This is a genomic window from Bradyrhizobium sp. BR2003 (assembly GCF_009720285.1).
GTDB classification, from domain to species: domain Bacteria; phylum Pseudomonadota; class Alphaproteobacteria; order Rhizobiales; family Xanthobacteraceae; genus Bradyrhizobium; species Bradyrhizobium elkanii.
On sequence record NZ_SMYJ01000035.1, the window covers coordinates 123,628 to 148,939 of the forward strand.

The 25,312-nt window shown below is 65.3% G+C and carries 23 protein-coding genes; 17 read left to right on the forward strand and 6 right to left on the reverse strand.

Annotated elements, in window-relative coordinates; genetic code table 11:
• The first annotated feature begins 1 nt into the window (after position 1).
• The 5 genes from E2I15_RS29565 to E2I15_RS29585 all read left to right on the forward strand — a co-directional run bounded on the left by E2I15_RS29565 (position 2) and on the right by E2I15_RS29585 (position 5,441).
• On the forward strand, positions 2-1,114 hold the full coding sequence (locus tag E2I15_RS29565) for a hemolysin family protein (protein ID WP_170991471.1): 1,113 nt from the start codon (positions 2-4) through the stop codon (positions 1,112-1,114).
• Positions 1,111-2,724, forward strand: a complete 1,614-nt coding sequence (gene lnt, locus E2I15_RS29570; protein ID WP_137478431.1) for an apolipoprotein N-acyltransferase — start codon at positions 1,111-1,113, stop codon at positions 2,722-2,724. The genes E2I15_RS29565 and lnt overlap by 4 nt, the downstream gene beginning before the upstream one ends.
• A 261-nt stretch (positions 2,725-2,985) precedes the next feature.
• Positions 2,986-3,402, forward strand: a complete 417-nt coding sequence (locus E2I15_RS29575; RefSeq protein WP_137478430.1) for a helix-turn-helix domain-containing protein — start codon at positions 2,986-2,988, stop codon at positions 3,400-3,402.
• Between the two features lie 180 nt (positions 3,403-3,582).
• Positions 3,583-4,707: a M20 family metallopeptidase gene (locus E2I15_RS29580; protein ID WP_137478429.1), complete on the forward strand. Its 1,125-nt coding sequence runs from the start codon at positions 3,583-3,585 to the stop codon at positions 4,705-4,707.
• A complete protein-coding gene (locus tag E2I15_RS29585) occupies positions 4,704-5,441 on the forward strand; it encodes a tRNA (guanine(46)-N(7))-methyltransferase TrmB (RefSeq protein WP_422109831.1) in 738 nt (245 codons plus the stop codon). The genes E2I15_RS29580 and E2I15_RS29585 overlap by 4 nt, the downstream gene beginning before the upstream one ends.
• Before the next feature lie 46 nt (positions 5,442-5,487).
• Here the strand turns inward: E2I15_RS29585 and E2I15_RS29590 are convergent, their stop codons facing one another.
• On the reverse strand, positions 5,488-6,327 hold the full coding sequence (locus E2I15_RS29590; protein WP_137478428.1) for a phytanoyl-CoA dioxygenase family protein: 840 nt from the start codon (positions 6,325-6,327) through the stop codon (positions 5,488-5,490).
• Positions 6,328-6,534: 207 nt separating this feature from the next.
• Positions 6,535-7,605 (reverse strand): DUF2336 domain-containing protein, encoded by a 1,071-nt coding sequence (locus E2I15_RS29595; RefSeq protein ID WP_137478427.1) that lies wholly within the window; start codon positions 7,603-7,605, stop codon positions 6,535-6,537.
• 345 nt (positions 7,606-7,950) lie between these two features.
• On the opposite strand from E2I15_RS29595, the gene rimP reads away from it, so the two are divergent.
• The 11 genes from rimP to E2I15_RS29650 all read left to right on the forward strand — a co-directional run bounded on the left by rimP (position 7,951) and on the right by E2I15_RS29650 (position 20,489).
• Positions 7,951-8,739: a ribosome maturation factor RimP gene (gene rimP, locus E2I15_RS29600; RefSeq protein ID WP_137478426.1), complete on the forward strand. Its 789-nt coding sequence runs from the start codon at positions 7,951-7,953 to the stop codon at positions 8,737-8,739.
• Between the two features lie 3 nt (positions 8,740-8,742).
• Positions 8,743-10,359 carry a transcription termination factor NusA gene (gene nusA, locus E2I15_RS29605; RefSeq protein ID WP_028343910.1) on the forward strand — a complete coding sequence of 539 codons (1,617 nt, stop codon included), beginning with the start codon at positions 8,743-8,745 and terminating at the stop codon, positions 10,357-10,359.
• A 73-nt stretch (positions 10,360-10,432) separates the two neighbouring features.
• Positions 10,433-11,119, forward strand: a complete 687-nt coding sequence (locus tag E2I15_RS29610; protein ID WP_137478425.1) for an RNA-binding protein — start codon at positions 10,433-10,435, stop codon at positions 11,117-11,119.
• 107 nt (positions 11,120-11,226) lie between these two features.
• Positions 11,227-13,935, forward strand: coding sequence for a translation initiation factor IF-2 (gene infB / locus E2I15_RS29615; RefSeq protein WP_137478424.1), 2,709 nt, complete (start codon positions 11,227-11,229; stop codon positions 13,933-13,935).
• A 159-nt stretch (positions 13,936-14,094) separates the two neighbouring features.
• Positions 14,095-14,505, forward strand: a complete 411-nt coding sequence (gene rbfA / locus E2I15_RS29620; protein ID WP_137478423.1) for a 30S ribosome-binding factor RbfA — start codon at positions 14,095-14,097, stop codon at positions 14,503-14,505.
• Positions 14,505-15,614, forward strand: coding sequence for a tRNA pseudouridine(55) synthase TruB (truB, locus tag E2I15_RS29625; protein ID WP_137478422.1), 1,110 nt, complete (start codon positions 14,505-14,507; stop codon positions 15,612-15,614). The genes rbfA and truB overlap by 1 nt, the downstream gene beginning before the upstream one ends.
• 2 nt (positions 15,615-15,616) lie before the next feature.
• Complete coding sequence (rpsO, locus tag E2I15_RS29630; protein WP_050406190.1) at positions 15,617-15,886, forward strand: 30S ribosomal protein S15; 270 nt, start codon at positions 15,617-15,619, stop codon at positions 15,884-15,886.
• A gap of 312 nt (positions 15,887-16,198) precedes the next feature.
• Positions 16,199-18,355 (forward strand): polyribonucleotide nucleotidyltransferase, encoded by a 2,157-nt coding sequence (pnp, locus tag E2I15_RS29635; protein WP_137478421.1) that lies wholly within the window; start codon positions 16,199-16,201, stop codon positions 18,353-18,355.
• Positions 18,356-18,557: 202 nt separating this feature from the next.
• Positions 18,558-19,292, forward strand: a complete 735-nt coding sequence (locus tag E2I15_RS29640; RefSeq protein ID WP_137478420.1) for a superoxide dismutase — start codon at positions 18,558-18,560, stop codon at positions 19,290-19,292.
• A 127-nt stretch (positions 19,293-19,419) separates the two neighbouring features.
• Entirely contained in the window at positions 19,420-19,896 is a 477-nt protein-coding gene (locus E2I15_RS29645) for a GNAT family N-acetyltransferase (protein WP_137478419.1), read from the forward strand.
• Positions 19,893-20,489: a glutathione S-transferase family protein gene (locus E2I15_RS29650; RefSeq protein WP_137478418.1), complete on the forward strand. Its 597-nt coding sequence runs from the start codon at positions 19,893-19,895 to the stop codon at positions 20,487-20,489. Before E2I15_RS29645 ends, E2I15_RS29650 begins: the two co-directional genes overlap by 4 nt.
• Before the next feature lie 136 nt (positions 20,490-20,625).
• Here E2I15_RS29650 and fabV read toward each other — a convergent pair whose 3' ends face one another.
• The 3 genes from fabV to fabA all read right to left on the reverse strand — a co-directional run bounded on the left by fabV (position 20,626) and on the right by fabA (position 23,670).
• A complete protein-coding gene (gene fabV, locus E2I15_RS29655) occupies positions 20,626-21,798 on the reverse strand; it encodes an enoyl-ACP reductase FabV (RefSeq protein WP_137478417.1) in 1,173 nt (390 codons plus the stop codon).
• 83 nt (positions 21,799-21,881) lie between these two features.
• Positions 21,882-23,105 carry a beta-ketoacyl-ACP synthase I gene (gene fabB / locus E2I15_RS29660; RefSeq protein WP_137478416.1) on the reverse strand — a complete coding sequence of 408 codons (1,224 nt, stop codon included), beginning with the start codon at positions 23,103-23,105 and terminating at the stop codon, positions 21,882-21,884.
• Positions 23,106-23,148: 43 nt separating this feature from the next.
• A complete protein-coding gene (gene fabA, locus E2I15_RS29665) occupies positions 23,149-23,670 on the reverse strand; it encodes a 3-hydroxyacyl-[acyl-carrier-protein] dehydratase FabA (protein ID WP_016844716.1) in 522 nt (173 codons plus the stop codon).
• A 328-nt stretch (positions 23,671-23,998) separates the two neighbouring features.
• Here fabA and irrA point away from each other — a divergent pair, with 328 nt between their 5' ends.
• A complete protein-coding gene (irrA, locus tag E2I15_RS29670; RefSeq protein ID WP_026192029.1) occupies positions 23,999-24,490 on the forward strand; it encodes an iron response transcriptional regulator IrrA in 492 nt (163 codons plus the stop codon).
• A gap of 72 nt (positions 24,491-24,562) precedes the next feature.
• On the opposite strand, the gene E2I15_RS29675 is transcribed toward irrA, so the two are convergent.
• Positions 24,563-25,090: an SH3 domain-containing protein gene (locus tag E2I15_RS29675; protein ID WP_026192030.1), complete on the reverse strand. Its 528-nt coding sequence runs from the start codon at positions 25,088-25,090 to the stop codon at positions 24,563-24,565.
• Positions 25,091-25,312 lie beyond the last annotated feature (222 nt).

Sequence of the window (25,312 nt, forward strand, 5' to 3'; positions counted from 1 at the left end):
CATGCCGGATTCCGAACCGACCCATGACAATCCGCGCAACGTGAGCAACCTGCCCGCCGTCGTGCACCAAGGCGAGGTGCAGCGCCCGGCGGCCGAAGGCTGGCTGGTGCGCGCGATCCGCACGCTGTTCGGCTGGAAAGCCGGCTCGGTGCGCGACGATCTGCAGGTGGTGCTCGACGCCTCGACGCCCGACGATGTCGGCTTCTCGGCGATCGAGCGCACCATGCTGCGCAACATCCTGTCGCTGAACGAGCGGCGGATCGCCGACGTCATGGTGCACCGCGCCGACATCGTCGCGGTCAAGCGCGACATTCCGCTCGGCGAATTGATGAGCCTGTTCGAGAGCGCGGCGCATTCGCGGCTCGTCGTCTACAACGAAACCCTCGACGACCCCGAGGGCATGGTGCACATCCGCGACCTGCTCGCCTTCATGACCGCGAAGGCGCGCGTCCCCGACGCGACCAAGACGAAGCGCAAGAAGCCGTTCCCGGCCGGGCTCGATCTGCGCAGCGTCGATCTCGCGCTGCCGCTGTCGGAAGCCAATATCATCCGCAAGCTGCTCTACATCCCGCCATCGATGCGCGCGATCGACCTGCTGGCGCAGATGCAGGCCTCGCGGATCCATCTCGCGTTGGTGGTCGACGAATATGGCGGCACCGACGGGCTGGTGTCGATCGAGGATATCGTCGAGCAGATCGTCGGCGAGATCGACGACGAACACGATTCCGACGAGCCGCCGTCGATCGTTCGCCAGCCGGACAACTCCTTCGTCGCGGACGCGCGCGCCAGCCTCGACGATGTCCGCTCGGTGATCGGCGAGGATTTCGTGATCGGCGATGCCGGCGAGGAGGTCGAGACGCTCGGCGGCTACCTCGTGTCGTTCGTCGGGCGCCTGCCGGTGCGCGGCGAGGTGATCTCGGGACCCGGCAATTACGAGGTCGAGGTGCTCGACGCCGATCCGCGGCGGGTCAAGCGCGTGCGCATCACCGCGCGCAAGGAACGGCCGACGCCGCGCAAGGAGCGCGAACGGCGCCGCGAGCAGGCGCCGGACTCCGGAAACCCGCAGGCGAACGACAACATGCCGCCGCCCGGCGAGGGAGCCGGTCCGCAGTGAGGCTGTCCGACAAGCTCCGATCGATCGGCCTTGCAATCATCCTGACCTGGGGATGGAAACGCGCCGTCCTCGCGCTCACGGCCGGCGCGCTGTCTTCGCTGGCGATGGCGCCGTTCAACGCCTGGCCGGTTCTGTTTCTCACCTTTTCCATCGCGGTCTGGCTGATCGACGGCAGCGCGGCCGGCCGCTGGCGCGGTCTGCCCGCCGCGGCGCTGTCCGGGTTCTGGTTCGGCCTCGGCTATTTCGTGCCGGGCCTGTACTGGATCGGCTACGCCTTCTTCGTCGATGCGGACACCTTCGCCTGGCTGACGCCGTTCGCGGTGCTCGGCCTGCCCGCTTATCTCGCTTTGTTCACTGCGTTCGGCTTCGCGCTGGCGCGGCTGATCTGGCCGCGCGACGCCTCGCGCGTGCTGGCGCTCGCGGTCAGCCTGACGGTTTCGGAATGGCTGCGCGGCCATCTCCTCAGCGGCTTTCCGTGGAATGCGTTCGGCTACGCACTGACCGAGCCGCTGGCGCTGGCCCAGACCGCGTCGCTGGTCGGGTTGTGGGGCATGACATTCCTGGCCGTCGCGATCTTCGCAAGCCCGGCCGTGTTGATCGACGGCGCCTCGCGTGGCCGCAAGCCGTGGCGCGTGCCGGCGGCCGCAGTGCTGGTGTTGGCAGCGATGCTGGCGTTCGGCGTGGTCCGCCTCGCGCAGCAGCCGACCAGGATGGTCGACGGCGTGAAGCTGCGCATCATGCAGCCCGATTTGCAGCAGGACGCCAAGTTCAACTACTCCGCCAAGGCGGCGGTGATGCAGAAATATCTCACCCTGTCGGATCGCGCCTCCGGGCCGCATGCCACCGGCGTGAAGGACGCCACCATCCTGATCTGGCCGGAATCCGCGTTTCCGTTCTTCCTGACCAAGGAAGCCGACGCGATGGCGCAGATCGCCGACCTCCTGCCGAAGGGAACCGTGCTGATCACCGGTTCGGTGCGCGCGCCCGATCTGCCGCCCGGCGTCCGCGTCACGCGCGCCTATAATTCCGTCTACGTCATCGACCACGACGGCAGCGTGCTTGCGGTCTACGACAAGCTGCATCTTGTCCCGTTCGGAGAATATCTGCCGTTCCAGGACTGGATGGAGAAGCTCGGCTTCGTGCAGCTCACCAAGGTGCAGGGCGGCTACATTCCCGGCACGATCCGCCGGACGCTCGATATTCCGAATGCGCCGCGCGCCCTGCCCCTGATCTGCTATGAGGCGATCTTTCCCGGCAACGTCGTGAGCCGCGACGACCGTCCCGGCTGGATCGTCAATGTCACCAATGACGGATGGTTCGGAATCTCGACCGGCCCTTACCAGCACCTGCAACAGGCCCGGCTGCGCACCATCGAGGAAGGCCTGCCGATGGTCCGTGCCGCAAATACGGGCGTCTCGGCCGTCATCGACCCCGTCGGCCGGATCGTCGCACAACTCGGGCTCGGCATCGAAGGCGTGCTCGATGCCGGCCTGCCGGCGGCCATCGCGCCGACGATCTATGCGCGTATCGGGAACATCCCCGCCGCTGTGATTGTGATCACAGCCCTGGCGTTCGTGCTGCGGCGTCGGTTTGTGAGGCGAAAACCCTGACGGTCGCATATCGCCGGTTGTCGCGAACCCGAAAAAACGTCGAAATTTACCTCAGTATGATTCCACCAGTTGACAGATCGACCGTGCACTTCGCATTGTACGGGTCCACGCGAAATCACAAGCCAAGTCAGCCCCTTTGCGCAAATTGTCCGCATTTCGTCCCGATCCTCCTTGCAGGATTTGACGGCACCGGCGCCTGAGGCATACTTCACTTCCAACTTGCCTCATCCACGGGCGCGCAATCCCTTAGGAGAGTTGGAGATGTCCACCAAAGCGCCCAATCCTGTTGACAAATATGTCGGCAGCCGCGTCCGTATGCGACGCATCATGCTCGGCATGAGCCAGGAGAAACTGGGCGAGGCGTTAGGCCTGACGTTCCAGCAAGTGCAAAAATACGAGAAGGGCACCAACCGCGTCGGCGCCAGCCGGCTGCAGCAGATCTCCGAAATCCTGCAAGTGCCGGTCTCTTTCCTGTTCGACGGCGGCCCGAGCGGGGTCAAGGCCGCCGACGGCTTCAGCGAGGGCGCCTCGCCGACCTATGTCTCCGATTTTCTGGCAACCGCCGAAGGCCTGGCCCTGACCCGCGCCTTCACGCGGATTGCGGACGCCAAGCTCCGCCGCAGCATCGTCGAACTGGTCGAGCAGATCGCGGCGCGCGAGGCGGCCGAGCAGGTCTGATTCAGCCATATCCGTTTGAGCGATCGTCAAATCTGGAATATGCCCATTCCGGCGTAGGCTAACGCGATGAGTTCAGCTTGAGCATCATCGCGATTTAGCGCCTCGTTTGAGCATGATTTCGGATCATGCTTTGGCGCGTGCGCGCAATGACACAGCGAATTCACAGGCGACGACAACAGCATGTCCAGCAATCCGTTCGAAACCGCCGTGATTCTCGACGGCATCCGCCGCTGGGTCGAGATCGAATCTCCGACCGAACGGCCCGATCAGGTCAACAAGCTGGCTGATCTCGTCGCGTCGGGCTATCGCGACCTGCCGGCCACGGTGGAACGCATTGCGGGACGCGACGGCTGCGGCGATCACCTGGTGACGCGCTCGTCCTGGGGCCAGGACGCGCCGGGCATCCTGGTGCTGAGCCATCTCGACACAGTCCATCCGATGGGATTCATCGAAAGGTTACCATTCACGGTCGACGGCGACAGCGCGTTCGGCCCCGGCATCTACGACATGAAGGGCGGCGCCTACCTCGCCTATCATGCATTCCGGCAAGTCTGCGCCGACGGCGCGCGCCCGCCGCTCGGCATCACCCAGCTCTACGTATCGGACGAGGAGATCGGCAGCCCGACCTCGCGGGCGCTGATCGAGGCCGAGGGGCGCAAGGCCAAATACGTGCTGGTGACCGAGCCGGCGCGCGACGGCGGCAAGATCGTCACCGGACGCAAGGGCGTTGCGCGGTTCGACGTGTTCATCAAGGGCGCGCCGGCCCATGCCGGCACGCGCCCCGAGGATGGCCGCAGCGCGATCCGGGAGCTCGGCAATGTGATCCAGGCGCTGGAGGCGATGAACGACCTCGAGCGCGGCGTCACCGTCAATGTCGGCGTCGTCCGCGGCGGCACCAAGCCGAACGTGATCGCCGAAGAGGCCTATGCGGAAGTCGACATGCGCGTGCCGACCATGGCCGACGCCGACGAGCTGGTGCCGAAGATCCTCGGAATCACCTCACGCACCGAGGGCGTCAGCGTGAAGATATCGGGCGAATTGAACCGTCCGCCGTATGAGAAGAGCAACGCCGGCGCCGCACTCTACGAGCACGCCAAGGGGCTGGCCGCCGAGCTCGGCTTCGAACTGGCGGATGTGTTCACCGGCGGCGGCTCCGACGGCAATTTCACCGCGCCGCACACCGCGACCCTCGACGGCCTCGGCGTCGACGGCAAGGGCGCGCATACCCATTACGAGCAGCTCTACATCTCGTCGATCGAGCCGCGCGCGCGGCTGCTCCACCGTCTCTATCAAACGCTGCGATGACACCGGCTCCAGGCGACCGCGGCGATCGCGATTCCCCCGACGACGGCGCGATGGCGCATGCGCGCGGCTCGTTCTTCGGACGGCGCAAGGGCCACAAGCTGCGCCCGCATCAGGCCGACCTGATCGACACTCTGCTGCCGCATCTGGCCGTCGACATCTCGGCGCCCGCGCCCGAGGCGCTGACCGAATTGTTCGATGACGGCATCGAGAATGTCAGGCTCGAGATCGGCTTCGGCGGCGGCGAGCATTTGATCGCGGAGGCACTGGCCTTTCCGACCACGGGCTTCATCGGCTGCGAGCCCTATGTCAACGGCATGGCGAAGATCCTGACCCAGATCGAGGCGCTGAACATCGGCAACATCCGCCTGTTCGCCGGCGACGCGGCCGAGCTGCTGGCCTGGGCGCCGACGCGCTCGCTTGCGCGCATCGACCTGATCCATCCCGATCCCTGGCCGAAGCGGCGGCACTGGAAGCGGCGCTTCGTGCAGGATGCGACGGTCGCTGCGATGACGCGGCTGCTGCCGCCGGGCGGCGAATTCCGCTTCGTCAGCGACATCGACGATTACTGCGCCTGGACGCTGGCGCATCTTATGCGCTCGCCCGACTTCGCCTGGCTCGCCGAGCGCGCGATCGACTGGCAACAGCCGTGGCCGAACTACACGATGACGCGCTACGGCGCCAAAGCCGAGCGCGAGGGGCGCAAGGCGGCGTATTTGCGGTTTCGCAGGCTCTAGCACCTCGTCATGGCCGGGACGAGCCCGGCCATGACGGCGAAGGGAATTACTTCCCCGCCAGCCGCGCCTTCCTGACGTCGGTCGCCTCCCACACCATCCGCTTGCCGCGCTCGCGGCCGAGCAGCTCGATCGGATCGTGATTGTCGATGTGACCGAACTGACCCTTGTAGACGCTGTAGCCGCACAATTCCTGCAGACGGCGCGGAAAGCGGGCCGCGGTCTCGCGCGGAATGCCGAGCTGCAGGTTCTCCTGTTGCCGCATCCAACCCCAGCAATAGGCGCAGGAGAAGGCAAAGCGCCTGGCGTGGCTGGTGTTGGCGCCGCCGCCATGCCACAGCGCGCTGTCGAACAGCATCACGCTGCCGGCCGGCATGGTCGCGGTGACCGCGTCGTACTCCTTGCCGTATTCGGGCGACGAATCGAATTTGTGGCTGCGCGGGATGATCCGCGTCGCGCCGTTATCTTCGCGGAAATCGGACAGCGCCCAGATCGCATTGATCGTGATCGGAATGTGCGGCCGCGGCAACGGGATCAATTGGGTGTCTTCGTGAATCGGCTGCGCCTCCTGGCCCGGACCGAGCACCAGCGAGCAGAACGACGAGAGCAGGCATTCCCTGTCCAGCACGCGTTCGACCACCGGCAGCACGTTGCCATGCAGCGGCACCTCCCAGAACAGATCGTCATAGGTCAGGAGGTTGTTGATGCGCAGCGTCTTGAAGCCCTCGAACGACGTCCTGGCAGGTGCGAGATTGTGCTCGCGCTCGATTCTCAGCACCGCCGCCTTCAATCCCTCGACCAAGTCCGGCGAGGCGGCGCGCTCGATCACGGTGTATCCGTCGTCGCGGATCCGCGCGGCGTGCGATTGGATGTCGGCGTCCGTCAGCATGGCGATCTCCCCGTTGGCGCTGTGTCGCGCCTTGCGGAAAGCATAGCGGAACGATTTTGGGTTTGGGAGGTACTTCGATGGCACCGTCACACTGAGGAGCGCGGAACGCGCGTCTCGAAGGGTCGACGGCCACCGGCCGGGCCGTTCATCCTTCGAGACGCCGCTTCGCGGCTCCTCAAGATGACGGGTTTGAACGTTGCGCTTGGACTAGCGCGACTGCCAGAACTCCATGACGCGCTGCGCCGTTGACGGCATCAGGCGCACGAAATTCACCCGCGCGCCTTCGATATCGGCAGGAGACGGCACGCGGTTCGGCCCCAGCCGCATCAGGATCAGGGCGCGCACGGTCGGCCATTCGAAGCCGATCGTCTTGCTGGCGATCAGGATCGGATCGTAACGGTCGCCGGAGATCAGGCGATCGAGCGTGACGATCTTCACGCCGGCCATCGCGGCGAGCGCCGCCACACATTCCTCATATTTGAAGGCCTTTGCGAAGCCGGCCACCGCGGCCTCGTTCAATTCGCCGGCGCGATGCAGCGCCAGGATGACGCGCTGCGCGGCTGTGAAATCGCGACCCTCGACCTGAACGATCACGCCCTCGATCTCGTTCATCGCCAGCTTGATCTCGGCCTGGCGCTCCGGCTTGGCGACGGCATGCAGGCGGCGGCGGATCACGTCGATCGAGCCGGCGAGCAGGCCCTTCAGATGCTCGGGCGGAAGATCATCGCGGCGGCCGATCCGCAGCGTCAGCACGCCGTCCTGGCCAGCGCGCCGCACCAGCGTCGCGAAGGACGCATCCGAGAACGCGGCGCCCGCATTGCCGGCCGCGCATCGGATCACATCGCGATCGCCGCGGCGGACGAGGACGTCGGTCAGCGCAGTCGAGAGCTTCGATCGCTCGGCCATCGCGAGCAGATGGCCCTGGCCCTTGGCATTGGCGATCTCGACCAGCACCTTTTCGTCAAGCACCGGCGATCGGCGCAGCAGCGGCCCCGCGATCGCGACCTCGTCGTCGCGGGCGAGCTGCCCGACCAGATGGCGCGGCGCGTTGGCAAGGGGCGCGAGCCGTTCGGCGAGATCGATCCGCGCAGCAAGCTCGGCATGCGGGACCAGGCTGGTCAACACCCCGTCGAACAGGTCGATATGATCGGGACGGAAGCCCGCGGCGCCCTGCAGGAACAGCTCGCCGAGCCGCCGCGCGGCCTCGGCGCGGCGCTTGGGGTCGCCGCGGCGAACGATGTCGTCGAGTTCCGGGATCAGCGCAGGGGCTGTCGTCATGAGCCTTGTCCAACCGGCGAGTTCTGCCGATTTTCGGCAATCTATGGTCCCGTTCGTAAACGGAGGGTTAGATCAATCCGGCATCCGGGGAGCCGTAAAATCGCCTCCCGCCGGACCCGGGGGCTTGCCGGCCCCGGGCAAAAGAGCTATATCCAGCGCAACTTATGGTATCTCATACGATCGCGTAGGAGAGTGGGCCCCCCGGGACCCGCTCTTTTTTATTACCTGACGGGACCCAACGAGGCCGGGTCCGGTTTGGGTAGCGTTAGCGGCCCCTTAAGGCCACCTGAACAACACAACAGACCTCAGCAGCCTTTAGACCTTAGACAGCCTTTGACACTGGATATGACCGAACCGACCGCCACGTCCGTGGACACCGAACTGCTCGCCGAGCCGCGTCTCGTCGTCGAGCCCGGGGTTGCGGCGCGCGTCGCCGCGGTCGCGGTCCCGGTGCTGCAGGGCATGGGCTATCGCCTGGTGCGCATCAAGGTCTCAGGCGATGCCGGCTGCACGGTGCAGATCATGGCGGAGCGGCCCGACGGCTCGATGCAGCTCGAGGATTGCGAGGCGATCTCGCGCGCGCTGTCGCCGGTGCTCGATGTCGCCGACCCGATCGAGCGCGCCTACCGGCTGGAAATCTCTTCGCCCGGCATCGACCGCCCGCTGGTGCGCCGCTCCGACTTCGAGCGCTATACCGGGCATCTCGTGAAGATCGAGATGGCGGTGGCGCATCAGGGTCGCAAGCGGTTCCGCGGCGTCCTTGCCGGCGTCGAGGGTGATGCGGTGCGCGTCAGGCGCGACGATCCGCGTCCCGACGAGGACGCCGAGGTTCTCCTTGTCATGGAGGACATCTCGGACGCGCGGCTGGTGCTGACCGACGAATTGATCGAGGAATCGATGCGTCGCGGCAAGGCCGCCGAGCGCGAGCTGCGCCGCGAGCTCGGCCTCGCGCCGCCGCAACCGGCGCACGCCAGGAAGAGCGATCCGGCGAAGAGTCAGAAGCCGAAACCCAAGCCTGGTGACAAGCCTGCTCACAAGCCCGGCAAGAAGCCGGCCCCGACCAATACCAAAAAGCACCGCCTGGCGGCCGAGCGCGCGCGCCGTGGCGAGATCGATCCATCCGAAGGAGACTAAGCCATGGCAGTCAGCGCCAACAAACTCGAACTGCTGCAGATCGCAGACGCAGTTGCGCGCGAAAAGTCGATCGACCGCTCCATCGTGATCGCGGCGATGGAAGACGCCATCGCCAAGGCCGCGCGTGCCCGCTACGGCAGCGAGACCGACGTCCATGCCGAGATCGATGCCAAGAAGGGCGAGCTGCGGCTGACCCGCCACATGCTGGTGGTCGACGTCGTCGAAAACTCGTCGAACCAGATTTCGCTGCACGATGCGCAGCGCGCCAATCCGGGCGCCCAGGTCGGCGACACCATCGCCGACACGCTGCCGCCGCTGGAATATGGCCGCATCGCCGCGCAGTCGGCCAAGCAGGTGATCGTGCAGAAGGTGCGCGAGGCCGAGCGCGACCGGCAGTACCAGGAATTCAAGGACCGCATCGGCGACATCGTCAACGGCATCGTCAAGCGCGTCGAATATGGCAGCGTGATCGTCGACCTCGGCCGCGGCGAAGCGATCGTGCGCCGCGACGAGATGCTGCCGCGCGAAGTGTTCCGCAACGGCGACCGCGTCCGCGCCTATATCTTCGACGTCCGCCGCGAGACCCGCGGTCCGCAGATCTTCCTGTCGCGCACCCATCCGCAGTTCATGGCGAAGCTGTTCGCGCAGGAAGTGCCGGAAATCTACGACGGCATCGTCGAGATCAAGGCGGTTGCCCGCGATCCGGGCTCGCGCGCCAAGATCGGCGTGATCTCGCGCGATTCCTCGGTCGACCCGGTCGGCGCCTGCGTCGGCATGCGCGGCTCGCGCGTGCAGGCCGTGGTGAACGAGCTGCAGGGCGAGAAGATCGACATCATCCCGTGGTCGCCCGACATCGCGACCTTCGTCGTCAACGCGCTGGCGCCGGCTGAAGTCGCCAAGGTCGTGATCGACGAGGACCGCGAGCGCATCGAGGTCGTGGTTCCCGACACCAACAACCAGCTGTCGCTGGCGATCGGCCGCCGCGGCCAGAACGTCCGCCTCGCCTCGCAGCTGACCGGCTGGGACATCGACATCCTGACCGAGCAGGAAGAGTCGGAGCGCCGCCAGGCCGACTTCGAGAACTCGACCCGCGTGTTCATGGAAGCGCTCAATGTCGACGAGGTGGTCGGCCAGCTGCTCGCCTCCGAAGGCTTCACCTCGGTCGAGGAACTCGCGCTGGTCGATGTCAAGGAACTCGCCGGCATCGAGGGTTTCGACGAGGAGACCGCCAACGAGCTGCAGACCCGCGCCCGCGAATATCTGGAACAGCTCGAGGCGGAACTGGAAGCCAAGCGCAAGGAACTCGGCGTCGAGGACGCCATGAAGGACGTGCCCGGCATCACCGGCAAGATGCTGGTGAAGCTCGGCGAGAACGACGTCAAGACGGTCGAGGATCTCGCCGGCTGCGCCACCGACGACCTGGTCGGGTGGACCGAGCGCAAGGAAGGCGGCGAGCCGACCAAGCATGCCGGGTTCCTCGACGGCATCGAGATCTCGCGCGACGAGGCCGAGGCCATGATCATGCAGGCCCGTCTGAAGGCCGGCTGGATCACCGAGGCCGACCTCGCCAAGCCTGCCGAGGAGGCCGAGGCCGCCGAAGCAGAAACGACGGCTTCGTAGCGCGTGTTCCGCAAAGTGGATACCGGCTTTGCGATAAGAACTCGCGCCAATTCATGAAGGAGATGCCCGACGGATGCTGGCTCAGGCTGACCTCGATCTCGACGATGGGCCGCGGACGCAGAAGTCCGCGACCACGCGGATGTGCGCGGTCAGCCGCGAGGTGCGTCCGATCGACGAACTGATCCGGTTCGTCATCGCGCCCACGGGCGAGGTGATCCCGGATCTGAAGCGCAAGCTGCCCGGCCGCGGACTATGGGTTTCCGCGTCGCGGCGCAGCGTTGCGGAAGCGGTCCGCCGTCACCAATTTAGCAAGGGATTCAAGCGCGACGTCCGCGTCGCGCCGACCCTCCCCACCGACACCGACACCCTCCTGGTGCGTAGCGTCACCGAGGCCCTGGCAATGGCCGCCAAGGCCGGTCAGGTCGTGTCGGGCTTCGGCAAGGTCGAGGACGCACTCAACCGGAACGAAACTGCAGCCCTGATCCACGCTTCCGACGGCGCCGCGGACGGAATCCGCAAATTGGACGCGATCGTCAGGCAAAGGGGCGAAAAACGTGGTGAATCGCCGGTAATCCCCGTCGTCAATGTTTTGACGTCGGAAGAATTGGATTTGGCACTTGGGCGGTCAAATGTGATACATGCTGCGCTGCTCGCGGGCCCGGCGAGCAAGACGTTCCTGTCGCGCTGCCAGATGCTGGTCCGATACCGGATGGCCGACGACGACAAGACCGTCGAAGCGGCCAGAAATTCCAGAGCGTGATCCGGGAAGGCGGACGCCGTCTTTCCGACCGGTCATGCTCAGCAAACGACGACACGTTGAAGGATTTGTGCGGCAAACGCACAGCGAAACGAGATTAGGACTGCTGAATGGTTGATACCAAGACCCCTGGCGACAAGACTTTGAGTGTCCCGAGCAAGACGCTGTCGCTGAAGCCGCGCGTCGAGACGGGCACCGTGCGCCAGAGCTTCAGCCACGGCCGGACCAAGCAGGTCGTGGTCGAGAAGCGCGGCAAGCGTCGCGTCGGTGGCGATGGTCCGGGCGAGGCGCATGCGCCGGAACCCGCGGTTGCAAAGCCGGCGGCGCCCGCCGCCAAGCCGCCGCTCGGCCGTCCCTCGGGCCCGCCTCCCGGCCAGCAACAGCGTAACGCCCGCTCCGGCGTGGTGCTGCCGACCCTGACCGAGGACGAGCGTTCCGCGCGTGCCAGCGCGCTGGCCGACGCCCGTCAGCGCGACATCGAAGAGCGCCGCCAGGCCGAAGAGGAAGCCAAGCGCCGCGCCGTCCGCGAGGCTGCCGAGAAGGCCGAGCGCGAGGCCGCCGAGGCCCGCCGCAAGGCGGAAGAGGAACGCCATCGCCACGAGGAAGAGGCCAAGCGCAAGGCCGAGGTCGAGGCCAAGCGCCGCTTTGGCGAAGGCGAGGCCAAGCCCGGTGCGGCGCCTGTCGCTGCTCCCGCCAAGCCCGCCGGAGCCGCACCCGCGTCTGCTCCGGCCGCCCGTGCGCCCGGCGCAGCCCGCCCGACAACGACCACGACGCCTGGTGCGCGCACGCCTGCGGCCCCGGGGCGGCCGCCGGCCGTCGCGGCCGAGGCCGACGAGGATGAAGGACCGCGCCTGGTGCGCCGCCCCGGCGGCATCGTGCGCCCGGCCGCCGCGCCGAAGACCACCCACAAGCCCGGTCCGCAGAAGCAGCGCGGCCGCCTGACCGTGACCACCGCGCTCAATGTCGACGACGTGCGCGAGCGTTCGATCGCCTCGTTCCGCCGCCGCACCCAGCGCCTGAAGGGGCATGCGTCGAACGAGCAGAAGGAAAAGCTGGTTCGCGAAGTCATCATTCCGGAAGCGATCACGATCCAGGAACTGGCGAACCGCATGTCGGAGCGCGCGGTCGACGTCATCCGCATGCTGATGAAGCAAGGCGCGATGCACAAGATCACCGACGTGATCGATGCCGACACCGCGCAGCTGATCGCCGAGGAACTCGGCCACAGCGTCAAGCGCGTCGCCGCGTCCGACGTCGAGGAAGGCCTGTTCGACATCGTCGACGATTCCACCGACACCGAGCCGCGCTCGCCCGTGGTCACCGTCATGGGTCACGTCGACCACGGCAAGACCTCGCTGCTCGACGCGCTGCGCCACGCCAACGTGGTGTCGGGCGAAGCCGGCGGCATCACCCAGCATATCGGCGCCTATCAGGTGCTCTCGCCCGAGAGCGGCACCAAGATCACCTTCATCGACACGCCCGGCCACGCGGCGTTCACCGCGATGCGCGCCCGCGGCGCCAAGGTCACCGACATCGTCGTGCTGGTGGTCGCGGCCGATGACGGCGTGATGCCGCAGACGATCGAGGCGATCAACCACGCCAAGGCGGCCAAGGTGCCGATGATCGTGGCGATCAACAAGATCGACAAGCCCGATGCGCGGCCCGAGCGCGTGCGCACCGAACTGCTGCAGCACGAGGTACAGGTCGAATCGCTCGGCGGCGACGTCGTCGACGTCGAGGTCTCGGCCAAGAACAAGACCAATCTCGACCGGCTGCTCGAGATGATCGCGCTGCAGGCCGAAATCCTCGACCTGAAGACCAATTCGCAGCGCCCGGCGGAAGGCACCGTGATCGAAGCCAAGCTCGATCGCGGCCGCGGTCCGGTCGCGACCGTGCTGGTGCAGCGCGGCACGTTGCGCATCGGCGACATCATCGTCGCCGGCGCCGAGATGGGCCGCGTCCGTGCCTTGATCTCCGACCAGGGCGAGAATCTCGAGGAGGCCGGTCCCTCCGTGCCGGTCGAGGTGCTCGGCTTCAACGGCCCGCCGGAAGCCGGCGACCGTCTCGCCGTCGTCGAGAACGAAGCCCGCGCCCGCCAGGTCACGAGCTACCGTGCGCACCAGAAGCGCGAGAACGCGGCGGCCTCGATCTCCGGCATGCGCGGCTCGCTCGAACAGATGATGTCGCAGCTGAAGACCGCGGGCCGCAAGGAGTTCCCGCTGATCGTCAAGGCCGACGTGCAGGGCTCGCTGGAAGCGATCCTGGGCTCGCTGGAGAAGCTCGGCACCGAGGAAGTCGCCGCCCGCATCCTGCATGCCGGCGTCGGCGGCATCTCGGAATCCGACGTCACGCTGGCGGAAGGCTTCAACGCCGCGATCATCGGCTTCTCGGTTCGCGCCAACAAGGAAGCGGCGGCTGCGGCCAAGCGCAACGGCATCGAGATCCGCTACTACAACATCATCTACGACCTCGTGGATGATATCAAAAAGGCGATGTCCGGCCTGCTCGCGCCCACGCTGCGCGAAACCATGCTGGGCAACGCGCAGATCCTGGAAGTGTTCAACATTTCCAAGGTCGGCAAGGTCGCCGGCTGCCGCGTCACCGACGGCACCGTGGAACGCGGCGCCAATGTTCGCCTGATCCGCGACAACGTGGTGGTGCACGAAGGCAAGCTGTCGACGCTGAAGCGCTTCAAGGATGAAGTGAAGGAAGTGGTCGCCGGCCAGGAGTGTGGCATGGCGTTCGAGAACTACGGCGACATGCGTGTCGGCGACGTGATCGAGTGTTACCGCATCGAGACGATCCAGCGCTCTCTGTAAGTCCAAATCTTACGAAGCGCCTGGGTCCATTTAACTGAAAATGCGACTGCGCGGCCGGACTTTGGTCCGGCCACCAGCGCATTGTCTGATTGAAAGCAAAGCTAGGACATTGATGCCCGCGGCCACGGCCAGCGGGCGTGACGGTTTTGGAAGAAGGTCATGCCCCGTCAAAAGAAGAGTTCCAGCCCCGGCGGCTCACAACGTCAGCTGCGCGTCGGTGAAACGGTTCGCCATGCGGTTGCCGATATTCTGTCGCAGGGTGACGTCCACGATCCCGATCTGGAAGGCCACATCATCACCGTTCCCGAGGTGCGTATGTCGCCGGACCTGAAGCTCGCGACGATCTATGTGATGCCGCTCGGCGGCCGCGACACCGAAACGGTGATATCCGCGCTCGAGCGCAACAAGAAGTTCCTTCGCGGCGAGATCGCGCACCGCGTCAACCTGAAATTTGCACCCGACATTCGCTTCCGCGTCGACGAGCGGTTCGACGAGGCGGAACGCATCGAGAAACTACTGCGGACACCTGCGGTGCAGCGAGACCTTGCACCCGATTCGGACGACGAGTGATGACTGTGATGACGACCAACAGCGTTATCGACGCGAAGGATGCCGACGCGCGCGACGCTGAGCGGGATGCTTTTGCCGGCCAGCGCACCGACGATGCGCGCCGCACCAACAACGACCCGCGCCAGAAGCAGGGCAGGCAGAACCAGCAGCCGCGCCGCGACAAGCGCGACGTCCACGGCTGGGTGGTGCTCGATAAGCCGATCGGCATGACCTCGACGCAGGCGGTCGCGGTGCTCAAGCGCCTGTTCCAGGCCAAGCGCGCTGGCCATGCCGGCACGCTCGATCCGCTCGCCTCCGGCGGCTTGCCGATCGCGCTCGGCGAGGCCACCAAGACGGTGCCGTTCGTGATGGACGGCCGCAAGCGCTACCGCTTCACGGTGTGCTGGGGCGAGGAGCGCGACACCGACGACACCGAGGGCCGGCCGGTCCGGACCAGCGAGAGCCGGCCGACCGCCGATTCGATCCGGGAACTGTTGCCGCGCTTTACCGGGGTGATCGAGCAGATCCCGCCGCAATATTCGGCGATCAAGGTGCAGGGCGAGCGCGCCTATGACCTGGCGCGCGATGGCGAGACCGTGGAACTGAAGCCCCGCCCGGTCGAGATCCACGAATTAACCCTTGTGGGACACGGAGATAACGGCCAATCCGTGTTCGAGGCCGAGTGCGGCAAGGGAACCTATGTCCGGGCGCTCGCCCGTGATATGGGCCGGATTCTGGGCTGTTTCGGCCATATCTGCGCCCTGCGGCGGACCCTTGTCGGTCCGTTTACCGAACGGGACATGATTCCGCTGGAACAGTTGGAGGCTTTATGCAATAGAGCCGCGTCTGGCGAGGGCAGCCTCGCCGACGCGCTTTTGCCCGTTGAGACCGCGCTGGACGACATCCCGGCACTGGCCGTCACACGGGCTGATGCGGCAAGGCTCCACAGGGGCCAGGCCGTTTTGTTGCGCGGACGGGATGCGCCCAATACGAGCGGCACAGTCTATGTCACGGTGGCAGGCCGACTTCTCGCGCTTGCCGAAATTGGCAATGGCGAACTCATCCCCAAGCGCGTGTTCAACCTGAACGGACTGACTGCCGGTCCGGCTCGCAACCATGAAAGTAACTGACGATGTCGATTACCGCAGAGCGCAAAGCGGAAGTCATCAAGACGAATGCCACCAAAGCCGGCGACACCGGCTCGCCCGAGGTTCAGGTCGCGATCCTGTCGGAACGCATCAATAACCTCACCGAGCACTTCAAGAGCCATGTGAAGGACAACCATTCACGCCGCGGCCTCCTGAAGCTCGTGTCGACGCGTCGCTCCCTGCTTGACTACATCAAGCGCAAGGACGAGGCGCGCTACAAGGCGCTGCTCGAAAAGCACAACATCCGTCGTTGATTTGAGAAGCACGCGCGCGAGTTCGCGCGCGTTTTCGCATGGTCGTCCGCGAACTCGGACTTTCGAATTGTCGAAAGATGATCATGCGCAGCATGGCAATGGTGCCATGCCAACTAGCGTCCAGCAGCAATCCGGCCGCTGGACCGGGCAAGATGCCCAGATGACCGAAAGGATGGACGCCATCCGAAATCCAGGGACCATGGCAGGATCGCCGGATACTGATCGCAACCGCGTGTCAGTGTCTCGCCGTCTTGGCATGGTCTTTGTGTCTCAGGGCGCCATGCTTTCGTGAAACCATGAAAGAAGACCGAAATGTTCAATACGCATTCCGTCGAGATCGACTGGGGTGGACGTCCCCTCAAACTTGAAACCGGCAAGATCGCCCGCCAGGCCGACGGCGCCGTGCTGGCCACCTACGGCGAGACCGTGGTGCTTGCCACAGTGGTCGCGGCAAAGGCGCCGCGCGAAGGCGTCGACTTCCTGCCGCTCACCGTCGACTACCAGGAGAAGGCCTATGCCGCGGGCCGCATTCCCGGCGGCTACTTCAAGCGCGAAGGCCGTCCGACCGAGAAGGAGACGCTGGTCTCCCGCCTGATCGACCGCCCGATCCGTCCGCTGTTCGTCGACGGCTGGCGCAACGAGACCCAGGTGATCATCACCACCCTGTCGCACGACATGGAGAACGATCCCGACATCCTGGCGATGGTCGCGGCGTCAGCGGCGCTGACGATCTCCGGCGTTCCGTTCAAGGGCCCGATCGGCGCCGCGCGCGTCGGCTTCGCCAATGACGAATACGTGCTCAACCCGACGCTCGACGAGATGACCGAGACCCAGCTCGACCTGGTCGTCGCCGGCACCGCCGACGCCGTGCTGATGGTGGAATCGGAAGCCAAGGAGCTCAACGAAGACGTGATGCTCGGCGCGGTCATGTTCGGCCACCGCCACTTCCAGCCGGTGATCAACGCGATCATCGAGCTCGCCGAGAAGGCCGCCAAGGAGCCGCGCGACGTTACCCCGATCGACAATTCGGAGATCGAGAAGGAGATGCTCGGCATCGCCGAGCAGGACCTGCGCAAGGCCTATGCGATCCCGGTCAAGCAGGAGCGCTACGCCGCCGTCGGTGCCGTCAAGGAAAAGGTGCTGGCGCACTTCTTCCCGGAAGGCCAGGAGCCGAAGTTCGACAAGCTGCGCGTCGCCGACGTGTTCAAGGAGCTCGAGGCCAAGATCGTTCGCTGGAACATCCTCGACACCGGCAAGCGCATCGACGGCCGCGACGTCAAGACCGTGCGCAACATCATCGCCGAAGCCGGCGTGCTGCCGCGCGCTCACGGCTCGGCGCTGTTCACCCGCGGTGAGACCCAGGCGATGGTCGTGACCACGCTCGGCACCGGCGAGGACGAGCAGTATGTCGACGCGCTGTCGGGGACGTACAAGGAGACGTTCCTGCTGCACTACAACTTCCCGCCCTACTCGGTCGGCGAGACCGGTCGCCTCGGCGGCACCAAGCGCCGCGAGATCGGCCACGGCAAGCTCGCCTGGCGTGCGATCCACCCGGTGCTGCCGCCGCACCACGAGTTCCCGTACACGATCCGCGTGGTCTCCGAGATCACCGAGTCGAACGGCTCCTCCTCGATGGCCTCGGTGTGCGGCGCCTCGCTGTCGCTGATGGACGCCGGCGTGCCGCTGAAGCGGCCGACCGCCGGTATCGCCATGGGCCTGATCCTCGAAGGTCAGCGCTTCGCAGTGCTGTCGGACATCCTCGGTGACGAGGATCATCTCGGCGACATGGACTTCAAGGTCGCCGGCACCGACCAGGGCATCACCTCGCTCCAGATGGACATCAAGATCGAGGGCATCACCGAGGAGATCATGAAGGTTGCGCTTGGCCAGGCCAAGGAAGGGCGCATCCACATCCTCGGCGAGATGGCCAAGGCCCTGACCGCGGCGCGCGCCGAGCTCGGCGAATACGCACCGCGCATCGAGACCTTCAAGATCGCCACCGACAAGATCCGCGAAGTGATCGGCACCGGCGGCAAGGTGATCCGCGAGATCGTCGAGAAGACCGGCGCCAAGGTCAACATCGAGGACGACGGCACCGTGAAGGTCGCCTCCAACGATGGCGAGGCGATGAAGGCTGCGATCAAGTGGATCAAGTCGATCGCCTCCGATCCCGAGGTCGGCCAGATCTACGAGGGCACCGTCGTCAAGGTGATGGAGTTCGGCGCGTTCGTGAACTTCTTCGGCGCCAAGGACGGCCTCGTTCACATCAGCCAGCTCGCGGCCAACCGCGTGCAGAAGACCTCCGACGTCGTCAAGGAAGGCGACAAGGTCAAGGTCAAGCTGCTCGGCTTCGACGATCGCGGCAAGACCCGCCTGTCGATGAAGGCCGTCGACCAGACCACCGGCGAGGACCTCGAGGCCAAGCAGAAGACCGAAGCGCCGGCTGCGCGCGAAGCTGCCGGCGAGTAAGTCAGGGCCACTCGAGTTGCAAATCGACTGTTACGAAAGGGCGGCCCTGTGGCCGCCCTTTTTGGTTTGCCGAGATGGGGCGCAAATCAATCTCCGCTGATCGGCATGCGCGGTTTTGACCCGGCATTGTGACCGGATTCGCTGGAACCCGTTCACAACTCGGGCCTAACATCAGGAAGCTTTCCCAGCACGGAGAACCACGATGTCCTCGATGTCCCGACGCCATTTGATCATCGCAGCAGGCGGCATCGCCGCGGCCGCCGCCACGTCGCGCGCAGCGTTCGCGCAGGCCACGGCGCAGGCCCCCACCGGACCGTTCAAGATCGATCCGCTGACCTATCCCACCAATGCGCTGGAGCCGCATATCGACGCCAAGACGATGGAAATCCATCACGACCGGCATCATCAGGCCTATGTCACCAACCTCAACAATTTCGCCAAGGACAATCCGCAGATCGCCGAGAAGCCGGTCGTCGAGGTGCTTGCCAATCTCGGCAGCGTGCCGGAGGCGATCCGCACCGGCGTGCGCAACAACATGGGCGGCCACGCCAACCACACGATGTTCTGGCAGATCATGGGACCGAACGGCGGCAAGGCGGACGGCGAGGTGCTCGCCGCGATCGATAGCGACCTCGGCGGCATGGAAAAATTCCAGACCGATTTCAACGCCGCCGGCGGGCGCGTGTTCGGCTCCGGCTGGGTGTTCGTCACCGTGACCAAGGACGGCAAGCTCGCGATCGAGACGCGGCCGAACCAGGACAATCCGATCATGGACGGCAAGCGCGCGCTGCTCGGCAACGACGTCTGGGAGCACGCCTATTATCTGACCTACCAGAACCGTCGGCCCGATTATCTGAAGGCGTGGTGGAATACGGTGAACTGGAAGGCCGTGGCCGAGCGCTATGCGGCGGCGAAGGCCGGGACGCTCGGCGTGTGAGCCGCCGGGCTCGCCGGTCGCGAGGAACTGCGTTACCTTCGAAAGCCCCGCGATCGCGTCGCGGGGCTTTCACCTTTATGCATCCACAGCGTCGCACCACCGGTGTCGAACGCCGTGAGGATCGACGATGACGCTGCCGCCCATCCGCCCCGCACGCTGCGACGAACATGACGCGATCGCGCGTGCCTGGATGGCGAGCTGGGCCTCGACCGGGCTCTCGCAAGCCAGCGACAGTTTGTTGAACGATCTGCGTATCCGCCTGCCGCGCGAGATCGCGGGTGGCTGGAGCCTGTTCGTCGCCGACGATCGCGGCAGCATCGCCGCGATGCTGGCGCTGCACCTGCCGACCTTGCTGCTCGATCAGCTGATGGTGGTGCCCGCCTATCAGGGCCGGAGCCTCGGACGTCAGTTGCTTGCCTTCACGCGCCGGCAGATGCCCGACGAGATCTGGCTGAAATGCGTCCGCGAGAATGAGAAGGCCTGGCGCTGGTACGAGCGCGAAGGCTTCGTATTCGAGAAGGAAGCGCCCAATCTGGTCACCGGCTTCATGATGAAGCACTATCGGTGGACAAGAACAAACCGCACATCGGAGACTAAGCCATGATCAAGCTGTACTGGTCGCCGCGCTCGCGCTCGTTCTCCGCCATCTGGCTGCTGGAGGAATCCGGTCTGCCATACGAACGGGTACTGACCGACATCAGCACCGGCGCGCAGAAATCGTCCGATTTCCTCAAGATCAACCCGATGGGCAAGGTGCCGGCGTTGACCGACGGCGACGCGCAACTCGCCGAGGCCGCCGCGATCTGCGCTTATATCGCCGACCGCTATCCCGAGACCAAGCTCGCGCCTGCCACGAACGATCCGAAGCGGGCGCGCTATCTGCAGTGGCTGTTCTTCTCGCCGAGCTGCATCGAGCCGGCGCTGATCCAGCTCTTCACCAAGCTCGAGGTGCCGACCAGCACCGCAGCATGGGGCAGCGCCGCGCAGGTGTTCGACGTGCTCGACGCCGAGCTGCAGAAGGGGCCGTGGATCCTCGGCGATCAGTTCTCCGCCGCCGACATCGCGATCGGCGCGGGACTGAACTTTGCGGTGCGCGTCTTCAAGATGGTGCCGCCGCGGCCGTCGTTCGAGGCCTATATCGGCCGCTGCGTGGCCCGGCCCGCGTTCCAGCGCGCGGAGAAGATCGCGGCGGGGTGAGGCATGTAGCGCGGATGGAGTCTCGTGGCCCGGACGGAGCGAAGCGCAATCCGGGAAAAGTCTCTGACGTAGAAAGAGCTCTCCCGGATTGCGCTTCGCTCCATCCGGGCTACGAAGCAATGAATTTGCGAACAGCCTAACCCGGCACGACGCGGGGATCCACGTCCTGCGTGTAGTCGACGCCGTCGATGCCGAAGCCGAACAGGCGGAGGAATTGGCTCTTGTACTCGCCGAGATCGGCCAGTTCGCCGAGCGTCTCGGTGGTGAGCAGCGGCCAGCGCCGCGACACTTCCGTCTGCACTTCGGGCGAAAGCTCCCAGTCGTCGACCCGGACGCGCTGCGCGTCATCGAGCGCGACGCCCTTACCGAGCTTCGTCCGGAACAGGCGGTCGATCTGCTCGATGCAGCCTTCATGGAGGCCGAGCTGCTTCATGACCTTGAACAGCACCGTGCCATAGAGCGGCACCACCGGAATGGCCGAGCTCGCCTGGGTGACCACGGCCTTCAGCGCGACGACGCGCGCCGCGTCCGCGCCGAGCCGGCCCCGGATCGCTTCCGCCTTGCTGTCAAGATCGACCTTGGCGCGGCCGAGCGTGCCGTTCCAGTAGATCGGCCAGGTCAGTTCGCTGCCGATATAGGTGTAGTTGAGCGTCCGGAAGCCCGGCGCCAGCACGCCGGCATCCGCCAGCTGGTCGATCCAGCGCTTCCAGTCGTCGCCGCCCATCACCGCGACGGTGGCCACGGTTTGCTCCTCGCTCGCCGGCTCGAGCGTCGTCTGGAACACCTCGCCGGTCTCGGTGTCGAGCGTCTTGATCTCGACCGGGGCGCCAAGCGGCTTGATCACTGAACGATAGATCTTGCCGGTGTCGGGATCAGTGCGGACCGGCGCCGCCATGCTGTAGACCAGCAGGTCGAGCTGTCCGAATTTCTCGCGCACGCGCTCGATGAAGTTTTTCTTCATCTCGTCGGAGAAGGCATCACCCTCGAGCGTGAGCGGCGAGCGCCCGATCTTCTCGGCCTCGATCTCGAAGGCGCGGTTGTTGTACCAGCCGGCGCTGGCGCTTTTCTTTTCCGACGGCTCGCGCTCCAGCGACACGCCGATGGTGTCGGCGCCGCCGGCGAAGGTCGCGACGATGCGGCTCGCAAGGCCATACCCCGTCGAACAGCCCAGCACGGCAACGCGCTTCGGGCAGTCGGCGACCGGGCCCTGCTTCAGAACATAGGCGATCTGTTCGCGGACATTCGTGGCGCAGCCGACGGGATGTGCCGTCGTGCAGATGAAGCCTCGCACGCGCGGTTCAATAATCATTCCCACCCCATTCCGGATCGTTGCAATGTTCTCATTCGCTGTCTGCGGACCTTCCTCCCCTCAGCAAGCGAGGAGGGGCGAAATCACGCGTCAAGCCGCCTGAACACCAGCGTGGCGTTGGTGCCGCCGAAGCCGAACGAGTTCGACAGCACGGTGTTGAGCTTGGCGTTGTCGATGCGCTTGCGCACGATCGGCATGTCGGCAAACACCGGATCGAGTTCGGTGATATGCGCGCTCTCGCAGATGAAGCCGTTGTTCAGCATCAGCAGCGAATAGATCGCTTCCTGCACGCCGGTGGCGCCGAGCGAGTGGCCGGTCAGCGCCTTGGTCGCCGAGATCGGCGGGCACTTGTCGCCGGTGCCGAACACCTTGCGGATCGCCTCGATCTCCGGCGGATCGCCGGCGGGCGTCGACGTGGCATGCGGATTGATGTAATCGACCGGCGTGTTCACGGTCGACATCGCCATGCGCATGCAGCGCTCGGCGCCCTCGCCCGACGGCGCCACCATGTCGTAGCCGTCGGAGGTCGCGCCGTAGCCAACGACCTCGGCATAGATCCTGGCACCGCGCGCCTTGGCGTGCTCGAGCTCTTCCAGCACCACGACACCCGCGCCGCCGGCGATCACAAAGCCGTCGCGGTTGAGGTCGTAGGGACGCGAGGCGATGGCCGGCGTGTCGTTGTATTTCGAGGACATCGCGCCCATGGCGTCGAACAGCACCGACAGCGTCCAGTCGAGCTCCTCGCAGCCGCCGGCGAAGATGACATCCTGCTTGCCGATCTGGATCGTCTCATAGGCGTTGCCGATGCAGTGGTTCGACGTCGCGCAGGCCGACGAGATCGAATAGTTCACGCCCTTGATCTTGAACCAGGTCGCGAGCGTCGCCGACGCGGTCGAGGACATGCCCTTCGGCACCGCGAACGGACCGACACGCTTCGGGCCCTTGGCGCGCGCGATGTCGGCGGCCTCCACCAGCGTGCGCGTCGACGGTCCACCGGATCCCATGATGATGCCGGTGCGGATGTTGGAGACTTCGCTCTCCTCGAGGCCGGAGTCGCGGATCGCCTGTTCCATCGCAACGTGATTCCACGCCGCACCTTCGGCAAGGAACCGCATTGCGCGGCGATCGATCACCTCGGCGGGATTGAGTGTCGGCGCACCGTGCACCTGCGAACGGAAGCCGAGTTCGGCGGCCTTCTCCGCGCGCGAAATGCCCGACTTCGCCTCGTAGAGGCTCGCAAGCACTTCCTGGGTGTTGTTACCGATGGACGAGACAATACCCATCCCCGTGATGACAACCCGCCTCATGTTCGCCTCGCCCTGCCTTTATGTTGCCGCATGATGATCCTGCTCAAGATGGCGCCGTGCCCTGCTTGAACAACCCGACCTTCAAGTCCTTGGCGCGATAGATAATCTCGTCGTCCATGGAAAGCCACCCGTCGGCAATTCCAAGCACGAGCTTTGACCGCATCACGCGCTTGATATCGATGTTGTACACAACCTTGCGCGCGTGCGGCAGCACCTGTCCGGAGAACTTCAGCTCGCCGAGGCCGAGCGCGCGGCCACGACCTTCGCCACCGATCCAGCCGAGGTAAAAGCCGACCATTTGCCACATGGCATCGAGGCCGAGGCAGCCCGGCATCACCGGATCGTTTTTGAAATGACAGCCGAAGAACCAGAGATCCGGTTTCACCTCGAGCTCGGCGCGCACCAGTCCCTTGCCGAACTCGCCGCCATTTTCCGAAATCTCGCTGATGCGATCGAACATGAGCATCGGCGGCAGCGGCAACTGGGCGTTGCCAGGACCGAAAAGCTCGCCCCGCCCGCAAGCCAGCAAATCCTCGTATTCGTAACCGCCGCGCCGATCCAGCATCCTCTTTCCACCTCTGATGTCCCGATGAAGCGCTTTGCTTGGTCGGACCTTGATCTACCCACGGGAACCGGAATAACCCGTCCCGCATCTTGGCGCTACCTGGGTACGCCACGGCCTGTTATCTCTGCCGAAAGCGCATATGTGGTCCGCGCGCTCTCTAACATACGGCCAACTGGGCGGCAAAGCGGCATTCCGATGATAAATGACCGCTTCTCCTTAGGTTTCTACCGCAGCTTGGATTCGTTCTAGTTGCGAAAAACTTGCATCTGATAGGCATCCTTTTTATATTTAACAGGAATATTGCCTGAGTTGGGTGCATAGAGTGGATATGAACGAGGAAGTACCGGCTGTGAACGATGATGCCGTGCACCCGGCTGCCCGGGGCGCTGGGCACCACCCTGCCCTGACCGGCTGTCCGTGGCATGACGTCAACGAAATGTTGCAGTCTGCCGGTCTGCGGCCGACCCGCCAGCGCATGGCGCTGGGCTGGCTGCTGTTCGGCAAGGGTGCCCGCCACCTGACCGCTGAAATGCTGTACGAGGAAGCCACGCTGGCCAAGGTTCCGGTGTCGCTGGCGACCGTCTACAACACCCTGAACCAGCTGACCGACGCCGGCCTGCTGCGCCAGGTGAGCGTCGACGGCACGAAAACCTATTTCGATACCAACGTGTCGACGCACCACCACTTCTATCTCGAGCACAACCACGAGCTGGTCGACATTCCCGACCCGAACCTCGTGCTGTCGAAAATGCCCGACGTGCCCGAAGGCTACGAGATTTCCCGCGTCGACATGGTCGTGCGGCTGCGCAAGAAGCGCTGAACGGTCTTACGGTCGAAATGAGTTGTGATGGCCGGGCTCGTCCCGGCCATTTTCATTTGGGGACCAGGAAGCTCAGTCCACCTTCTCGTCGGCGTAGACGCCCCAGAGGCGCTGCTGCTCGATCCAGCCGTCGAACCCGCTGCCGGTGACCCGGCACCAGTTGTTGGCGCATTTCTTCACCTGCGCGACGACGCCGGCCTGCAGGCGCGCCGCGACGGCGCTGGTGGCATCGGGGCGATCGTACAGCGAGGCCAGATCGTCCTTGTTCTTCATCGTGACGACGGCGGTGCGGCGGCCGGACAGCAGGGAATGATAGACCCAGCCTTCGGCGCCCTCGGAATCGCGCACCCGGCGCCAGTTCTCGAACTCGGCGGTGATTTCGACCGGCAGCCCCGACCGCGTGTAGACCCAGGCGACGTCATTGTCCTTGGTCGGGCCGGCCCGGACGTTCACATGATCCGACTTCAGGCTGACATAGCGCGGAATCGGCAGGCCGCTGGTGGTGGGGCTCAAATCCTTGGCGGAATGTCCGGGCATGACCGACGCACTCAGCATGCTTCCGACCAGCGCCACCAATGAACTGAAACGCCAGAACGCCACCATCAACTCGTCTCCTGCCGAGATGCCCAACCCGCATTCGGCGCACCGCAACCCAAACCACGCCCGAAGGCCCCTGCGCCGGCGCCCGTTCGCTCCCGCACTGCAAGTCCGGGGGGTTCTTGTCTTGGCCCGGCCTTCTGCTAGAGAGGACGGAACGCCTGAGAGCCAGAACACCCGAATTTCCCGTCGTTTCGCCTTGGCGAAAAGCCGGGGCAAGTATCG